The 7,061-nt window shown below is 72.4% G+C and carries 6 protein-coding genes, 2 pseudogenes and 1 riboswitch; of the genes and pseudogenes, 1 reads left to right on the top strand and 7 read right to left on the bottom strand.

All coding sequences use genetic code 11. The features are described 5' to 3' along the window. Positions 1-564 (top strand): annotated as a pseudogene (locus G3I65_RS26135) (DUF5067 domain-containing protein); the annotation flags it as partial. A gap of 98 nt (positions 565-662) precedes the next feature. On the opposite strand, the gene G3I65_RS26130 reads toward G3I65_RS26135, so the two are convergent. The 7 genes and pseudogenes from G3I65_RS26130 to G3I65_RS57530 form a co-directional block, all read right to left on the bottom strand. Continuing rightward, complete coding sequence (locus G3I65_RS26130; RefSeq protein ID WP_160698456.1) at positions 663-1,592, bottom strand: RluA family pseudouridine synthase; 930 nt, start codon at positions 1,590-1,592, stop codon at positions 663-665. After that, positions 1,589-2,227 carry a signal peptidase II gene (gene lspA / locus G3I65_RS26125; RefSeq protein WP_375336717.1) on the bottom strand — a complete coding sequence of 213 codons (639 nt, stop codon included), beginning with the start codon at positions 2,225-2,227 and terminating at the stop codon, positions 1,589-1,591. The genes G3I65_RS26130 and lspA overlap by 4 nt, the downstream gene beginning before the upstream one ends. 23 nt (positions 2,228-2,250) lie before the next feature. Beyond that, a complete protein-coding gene (locus G3I65_RS56555) occupies positions 2,251-2,847 on the bottom strand; it encodes a hypothetical protein (RefSeq protein WP_203612511.1) in 597 nt (198 codons plus the stop codon). A 16-nt stretch (positions 2,848-2,863) separates the two neighbouring features. Beyond that, positions 2,864-4,222: an aminotransferase class V-fold PLP-dependent enzyme gene (locus G3I65_RS26115; RefSeq protein ID WP_160698455.1), complete on the bottom strand. Its 1,359-nt coding sequence runs from the start codon at positions 4,220-4,222 to the stop codon at positions 2,864-2,866. A 38-nt stretch (positions 4,223-4,260) separates the two neighbouring features. Further along, positions 4,261-4,375, bottom strand: a riboswitch (SAM riboswitch). Between the two features lie 73 nt (positions 4,376-4,448). Beyond that, on the bottom strand, positions 4,449-5,099 hold the full coding sequence (locus tag G3I65_RS26110; RefSeq protein ID WP_309235704.1) for a M23 family metallopeptidase: 651 nt from the start codon (positions 5,097-5,099) through the stop codon (positions 4,449-4,451). Between the two features lie 215 nt (positions 5,100-5,314). After that, positions 5,315-6,793, bottom strand: a complete 1,479-nt coding sequence (locus G3I65_RS26105; RefSeq protein WP_160698453.1) for a potassium/proton antiporter — start codon at positions 6,791-6,793, stop codon at positions 5,315-5,317. A gap of 97 nt (positions 6,794-6,890) precedes the next feature. Next, positions 6,891-7,061: pseudogene (locus tag G3I65_RS57530) on the bottom strand (transcriptional regulator); the annotation flags it as partial.

Raw genomic sequence — 7,061 nt, 5'->3', positions numbered from 1 at the left:
GGCCCGCCGCCGCGCCCACCGCAGCCGCCGCGCCCGTTCACGCCGCCCCCGGTGCCGCTGGACCCGGCCGTGAGCACCTGGGGCCTCCCCCAGACGGCGTCGTGGGCCCGCGGCGACGAGCCGGTCAAGCCGGCCGGCACGGGCAAGCGCGGCAAGCTCGGCGAGGTCATGGAGACCCAGGGCCTGGAGGGCGAGCAGCTGTCCGTGCAGCTCCTGGAGGTCCAGGACCCCGCGGACTACCTGTTCAGCGCGGCCGGCTACCGCCTGGAGGACGGCGAACGCGCGGTGGTCGTGCACACCGAGATCACCAACCGCGGGTCGATCCCGTTCGCGTCGCTGCCGGACAACTACCTCGAGCTGCTCACCGCCGACGGGACGGCGATCGGCAAGGCGCCGGTGTCGCTGACGTCCCGGCCGCCGCACAAGATCGGCGTCAAGCCGGGCGAGACCCTCGGCGGGCACACGGTGTACGTCCTCCCGGACGCGACGCGCGTGGTGTCGGTCCGGTGGAGCCCCCGGCCGGAGCCGGACGAGCGCACGCTGACCTGGTCGATCGAGGACTAGCAGCGCGGCCGGTCTCTGGTTCCGGATGCAGTGAATGACTCATTCATGGCGTCGGACGACAGGAATGAGTCATTCACTACGTTCGGGCCGCGGCGGGACTAGTAGCTCTCGTCCTGCAGGATCTTCAGCGCGTTCGCCAGGTCGTCCGGGTACTCCGACTCGAACTCGACCCATCGGCCGTCCGCCGGGTGCGCGAAGGCCAGCGTCTTCGCGTGCAGCCACTGCCGGTTCAGGCCGAGGTGGCGCGCCAGGACCGGGTCGGCCCCGTACGTCAGGTCGCCGACACACGGGTGGCGCAGCGCCGAGAAGTGGACGCGGATCTGGTGCGTCCGCCCGGTTTCGAGCTTGATGTGCGCCAGCGACGCCGCCCGGAAGGCCTCGACGACTTCGTAGTGCGTCACGCTCGGGCGGCCGCCCTGGACCACCGCGAACTTGTAGTCGTGGCGGGGGTGGCGGTCGATCGGGGCGTCGATCGTGCCGCGCGTCGGGTCCGGGTGGCCCTGGACGATCGCGTGGTAGCCCTTGTCGACCGTGCGCTCCTTGAACGCCCGCTTCAGCACCGTGTACGCGTGCTCGCTCTTGGCCACCACCATCACGCCGGTGGTGCCCGCGTCGAGCCGGTGCACGACGCCCTGGCGCTCAGCCGCGCCCGATGTCGCGATGCGCAGGCCGGCCGCCGCGAGGCCGCCGACGACCGTCGGGCCGGTCCAGCCCGGGCTCGGGTGCACGGCGACGCCGACCGGCTTCGAAATCACGACGATGTCGTCGTCGTCGTGGAGGATCTGCATGCCTTCGACCGGCTCGGCGACGACCTCGACCGGGTTCGCCGGCTCCGGCAGCGTGATCTCCAGGAGGCCACCGCCGGTGAGCCGGTCGGACTTGCCCGCGGGACGGCCGTCGAGCAGCACGTCACCGGCTTCGGCCAGCTCCGCGACGACCGTGCGGGAGAGGCCGAGCAGCTTGGCGAGGCCGGCGTCGACCCGCATCCCGTCGAGCCCGTCGGGCACCGGGAGCATGCGCGAGCTCACGCCGGGTCCTCCTGCTTCTTCTTGTCCTTGGTCGACGTGCCGTCGTAGTCCTTGCCCAGCAGGGACAGCAGCACGATGAGCGCGCCGCCGACGCAGATCGCCGAGTCGGCGATGTTGAAGATCGCGAAGCCCTCGCCGTTGGGCACGAACGCCGAGATGAAGTCGACGACGTGGCCCTGCAGCCCGCCGGGCGCGCGGAAGATGCGGTCGGTCAGGTTGCCGGTGGCGCCGGCGAGCACCAGCCCGAGGCCGATCGCCCAGCCGATCGAACGCAGCCGCCGCGACAGCCAGATGATCGCGATGACGACGGCGAGCGCGACCAGTGCCAGCACCCACGTCATGCCGGTGGCCATCGAGAACGCGGCGCCGGGGTTGCGGGTCACCTGCAGGTAGATGAGGCCGCCGAGGACCTTGACCGGCTCCTTTCCCTCCAGGTTCGCGGTGACCAGGTTCTTCGTCACCAGGTCGATCGCCCAGAACACGACGGCGACCGCGAACACCCAGCCGACCCGCCGCTTCGGCAGCAGCGGTTTCGCCGGGACCTCGGGGTTCTCCGGGGCGTCGGCCGCCTCGTCGGGCACCGCCTCTTCGGGCGCGGCGGTGTCGGGTTCGGGACGGCTGGGCTCGGTGCTCACCGGTCCATTGTCCACGGCGCTGGTCAGGCGGTGTCGCGGCGGTGCCGCAGCAGCGCGGCGAAGGCGGCGGCGAGCAGGACGATCGCCGCGAGCAGGACGCCGATGAGGTCCGCCGAAAGCACGACGGCGACGACCGCGAACAGGGCCGCGGTGAGCAGGACGAGCACGCTGCGTTCGTACGCGGCGAGCACCAGCAGGCCGAGCGTGGCCAGCAGCGGGCCGCGCAGCCCGTCGCCGAGCCGGAACTGCCAGGACCCGACCAGGTCGAGCAGCGGGACGGCGACCAGCGCGGCGACCGCGCCGAGCACGTACCGCCCGCGGTGAACGGGCCGCACCGCGAACCAGTACCAGACGGCGGTGCCGGCGAGGACCACGCCGAGCGCGACGAGCCAGGCCGGACCGGCCGGCAGCCCCGCGCCCGGCGCGGCGTAGGTGTCCTGGGTGAGGAACTGCGGCACCGGGTAGCCGGTGCCGAGCCGCTGCTCCAGCGGGCCGGAGACGACGTTGACGAAGTCGCCCTCGGCCGGGCGCCGGCGGGACGGCAGTTGGACCACCGCCAGACCGATCTGCGCGAATCCCAGCAGTGCCAGCGGAAACCAGAAGCGCGGCCCTCTCCCCATCGGGCCAGGCTAGCGCTCAGCAGAACGGCGGGAGCTCCCGCGGGTCGCCGACCGGGGCCCAGCGGCCGTCCACCTTCGCGTACTCCCAGTCCGCCCCGCGCGCGACGATCCGGCGCAGCGCCAGCAGCACGCGGTCGACGTGCTCTTCGGTGCTGCCCAGGCCGAGGCTGACGCGGATGGCCTGCTGCCCTTCGCCGCCGGCGACGGCGATGAGGCGCTTGGCCGCGATGTGGGCGCAGAAGGCGCCGTCGCGCACGCCGATGCCGTATTCGGCGGACAGCACCGCCGCGAGCCAGCCCGGGTCGAACCCGGCGACGGTGAAGCTGACCGTGCCGACGCGGTCGACCGGCGCGTCGAACAGCCGCAGTTCGGCGCAGCCCGGGATGCTCTCGAGGCCCTTGCGCAGCCGGGCGAGCAAAGCCTGCTCATGCGCGACGACGGCGTCCCAGTCGCGGGAGAGGGTCTCGCACGCGACGCCGAGCGCGTACACGCCGACGGTGTTGGGCGAACCGGCTTCGTGGCGCTCCGGCCCGTCGTTCCACACGACGGCGTCTTCGGTGACGAGCTTGGTGGCCCCGCCGCCGGCGAGGTACGGGCGGGCGGCGCGCAGCCAGTCGGCGCGGCCGATCAGCGCGCCCGCGCCGAAGGGCGCGTACAGCTTGTGGCCGGAGATGGCGACGTAGTCGACGTCCAGCTCGCGGATCGAGATCCGGCGGTGCGGCGCGAGCTGCGCGGCGTCGAGGGCGACGCGGGCACCGTGCTTCCGCGCCACGGCGGCGATCTCGGCCACCGGGAGCAGCTCACCGGTCACATTGGACGCTCCGGTGACGACCACGAGCCGGGGCCCCTGCGGGGAATCCGCGAGCGCTTCGTCCACAGCGGACACCGCGGCGAGGCGCGTGCGCGGCGTCGGGATCCGCCGGACGTTCGGGCCCTGCCACGGCAGCAGCGCGGCGTGGTGCTCGGTGTCGAAGACGACGACGGTGGTGTGCCGCGGCAGGCTGCGCGCGAGGAGGTTGAAGGAATCGGTGGTGTTGCGGGTGAAGACGACGGTGTCGGTCCGGCGGGCGTCGACGAACCGGCGCAGGACGTCGCGGGTGCGCTCGTAGAGCTTGGTGGAGACCTGGGAGGCGAAGCCGGCGCCGCGGTGGACGCTGGCGTACCAGGGCAGGAACTCGTCGACCTTGGCGCGGACGGCGTCGAGACAGGGGGCGCTCGCCGCGTGGTCGAGGTTGGCGTAGCCGATGGTTTCCCCGGTGACGAGCGGGACCCGAAGCGCGGCGCCGGCGACCGTGGGAATGCCTTGCGGCGCAACGGTTTCGACGATCTTCACGGGGTGAGCGGTGACGCTGGTGCGGTCGATGGCGAGAGTCATCGGGTGCCTCCTCGGCGGTCCGGGGGACCCCGGCGAGGGGCCCGCGCTTGCCCGTCGCGGGACGCGACCGGCCCGGTCTTCACCCGGGGCACCCCACCGCGGTAGGAGGGTTGCCGGCCAGCAAGCCGGGGCTTCGCGCTGGCACTCATGACCTGGCACAGAAGGTAACCGAAAACGCGCCGGACGGCCAACCCCCGCCTCACATTCTGAGACGCCGCTCACAGGGTCAGGGCTTGGCGCGGAACCGCCCCGGCAGCGCGGTGACCGCGTTGTCGGCGAGGTGCGTCGCGGTGCCCTCGTACTGCCCGGCGCCCGCGGTGAACCGCCAGCCGCCCAGCGACTTGCCGTCGACCGGCTCGCCGTACGCGGTGGCGAGGGTGGTCGAGACCGCGCCGAACGCGACGCCGTCCCAGTTCGCCGCCGGGGCGTCCGGGAGGGTCCAGAGGGTGAAGTGCACGTGGGCGCCCGTGCTGCTGCCGCCGCACGGGAGCGCGTTGCCGGTCGAGCCGAGTTCGGTGCCGACCTCGACGTGCTCACCGTCGGTGACCTTGATGCCCTCCATGTGGTAGTAGCCGGTGCGCCAGCCGCCCGCGTGGTCGATGGTGACCCAGTCGCCGCCCGCGCAGTGCTGCAGGTGGACGGTCCCGGCGAGCGGCGCGCGCACGGTGCGGTCGGCGGGGCTGAAGTCGATGGCGTTCTTGACGCCGGTGCTGCCGTCGTCGGAGTGGATGCCGGCGGAGTAGACCTGCTGGCCTGATTTGAAGGGCAGGGCGAGGGTGGGAAATGGGGCTACTTCGGCGGTTGCGGCCGGGGTGGCGAGCAGCCCGAGAGCGGCGGTGATCGTGAGGGCTGCGGCTGCCCCGCGCAGGTTCGTCACTCTGGGTGCTCCTTTGGCTTGATGTTCGCCCATTCGAATGAGCGCACGTTAAGCCAAAAGGGGGAGAGATGGAAGATCAAGTGAGATTTTTGTGAGGTGCGCGCTGGGTGGATGACGTGAATGACTCATTCATGTCGTCTGGCGACATGAATGAGTCATTCACGTCGTTCGTAACGGGCCGCCGCGAGCCCGGCAGCGCGCCCGACCACGCCGCGTCAGCGGCCGGACTCGCCCTTCCAGCGGGCCAACCGCCCGGCCCGGTCCACCGCGCGAAGCCGCCGCTCCACCGAATCGCGCACCACCGACGTCGTGACCACCAGCAGCTGGTCGTGCTCCTGCAACCGGCTCGTCTTCTGCGGCGTGAAGCCCGCGCCGTCGCGGACGACCAGGCTGACCGTCGCTCCGATCGGGAGCCTCAGCTCGGACAGGTACACGCCATGCAGTTTCGAGCCGGGCTGGATGCGGACCTGGAGCAGTTCGGCGCCGAGTTCGTCCAGCGGGGCCGAGTCGACCTCGATCTCGTGCGCTTCGGACTTCTTCGCCAGGCCCAGCAGGCGCGCGAGCGGGCCGAGGGTCGTGCCCTGCAGCAGCGTCAGCACGATGACCAGGACGAAGACCGCGTCCACCAGCCGTTGCGCGCCGGGTACCCCTTGGGACAGCGGGATCATCGCGAGCACGATCGGCACCGCGCCGCGCAGGCCGGCCCACGACAGGAACGCCTGTTCGCGCCACGGCAGGCGGAACGGCAGCATCGACAGCACCACCGAGATCGGCCGTGCCAGCAGCAGCACGACCGCGCCCGCGACCAGGCCGGGGACGATCGCGTCGAGCAGGCGGCCCGGCGAAGCGAACAGGCCGAGCAGCACGAACAGGCCGATCTGCGCCAGCCAGCCGAGCCCCTCGGCGAAGGAGAGCGTGTCCGAACGGTGCGGCAGCCGCGAATTGCCGAGCACCAGCGCGGCGACGTACGTGGCGAGCAGCCCGGACGCGTGCGCCAGCTGCCCCGACGAGTACGCCACAACGCACACCGCGACCGTCGCCAGCGGGTACAGACCGGTCGCCGGCAGGGCGGCGCGGCGCAGCGCGATCCCGCCGAGCCAGCCGAACGCGAGGCCGATGGCCAGGCCCGCGCCGAGTTCGTAGACCGCGAGCAGCGGCAGCGACCAGTCCACAGTGGTGCCCTCGGCCAGCACGACGACCGCGATGTACGCCGGCGCGTCGTTGATTCCTGACTCGAGTTCGAGCGCGCCGGTGAGCCGTTTACCGATCCCGGCCGAACGCAGCACGGAGAACACCGCGGCCGCGTCGGTGGACGCGAGCACCGCGCCCCACAGCAGCGCGATCCGCCAGTCGAGGCCGAGCAGCCAGTGCAGGGCCGCGCCGGTGACCGCGATGCTCGCGACCACGGCCACTGTGGACAGTGCGATGCCGATGCCCAGCGCGGGTTTCACCGCCGACCAGCGCGTGGTGAGCCCACCTTCGGCGAGGATCATCACGAGCGCGGCGAGGCCGAGCGACTGGGTCAGTTCGGGGCTGTCGAACCGGATGCCGAAGCCGGCTTCGCCCAGCAGCACGCCCATCGCGAGGTAGAGCAGCAGCGAGGGCAGGCCGAGCCGGATCGAAACCCGCACGGCGAGCACGGAGGCGAGGAGCACGACGCCGCCGACGCCGAGCAGCACGGGAAGCTGGTCCATGCCGCCTCCCTCCCGAGTGCCGTGGGGCACTCAGAATAGTGAAGCGACCGGGTTAACACGTTCGTGTACCGCTGCCGCGCGCCGGACACCCGGTGTGTTAAGGACTGCCGAGCGCTTCGAGTTCGACGCCGAGCGCCGCGAACGGCTGCCGCGCCGCCGGGAGGACCTTCACCGCGCGGTGCCCGTCGCGGACGACCCAGCCGGCGTCGACGGCGCGGTCCAGCAGGGCCGCGGGGAGCGCGCCGGCGAGGTGGTCGCGGCGCTCCGT

Origin of the sequence: Amycolatopsis sp. SID8362 (assembly GCF_010550475.1) — a bacterium.
GTDB classification, from domain to species: domain Bacteria; phylum Actinomycetota; class Actinomycetes; order Mycobacteriales; family Pseudonocardiaceae; genus Amycolatopsis; species Amycolatopsis eburnea.
The sequence above is the reverse complement of the archived record's forward strand: the minus strand, read 5'-3'. Positions and strand labels throughout refer to the sequence as shown.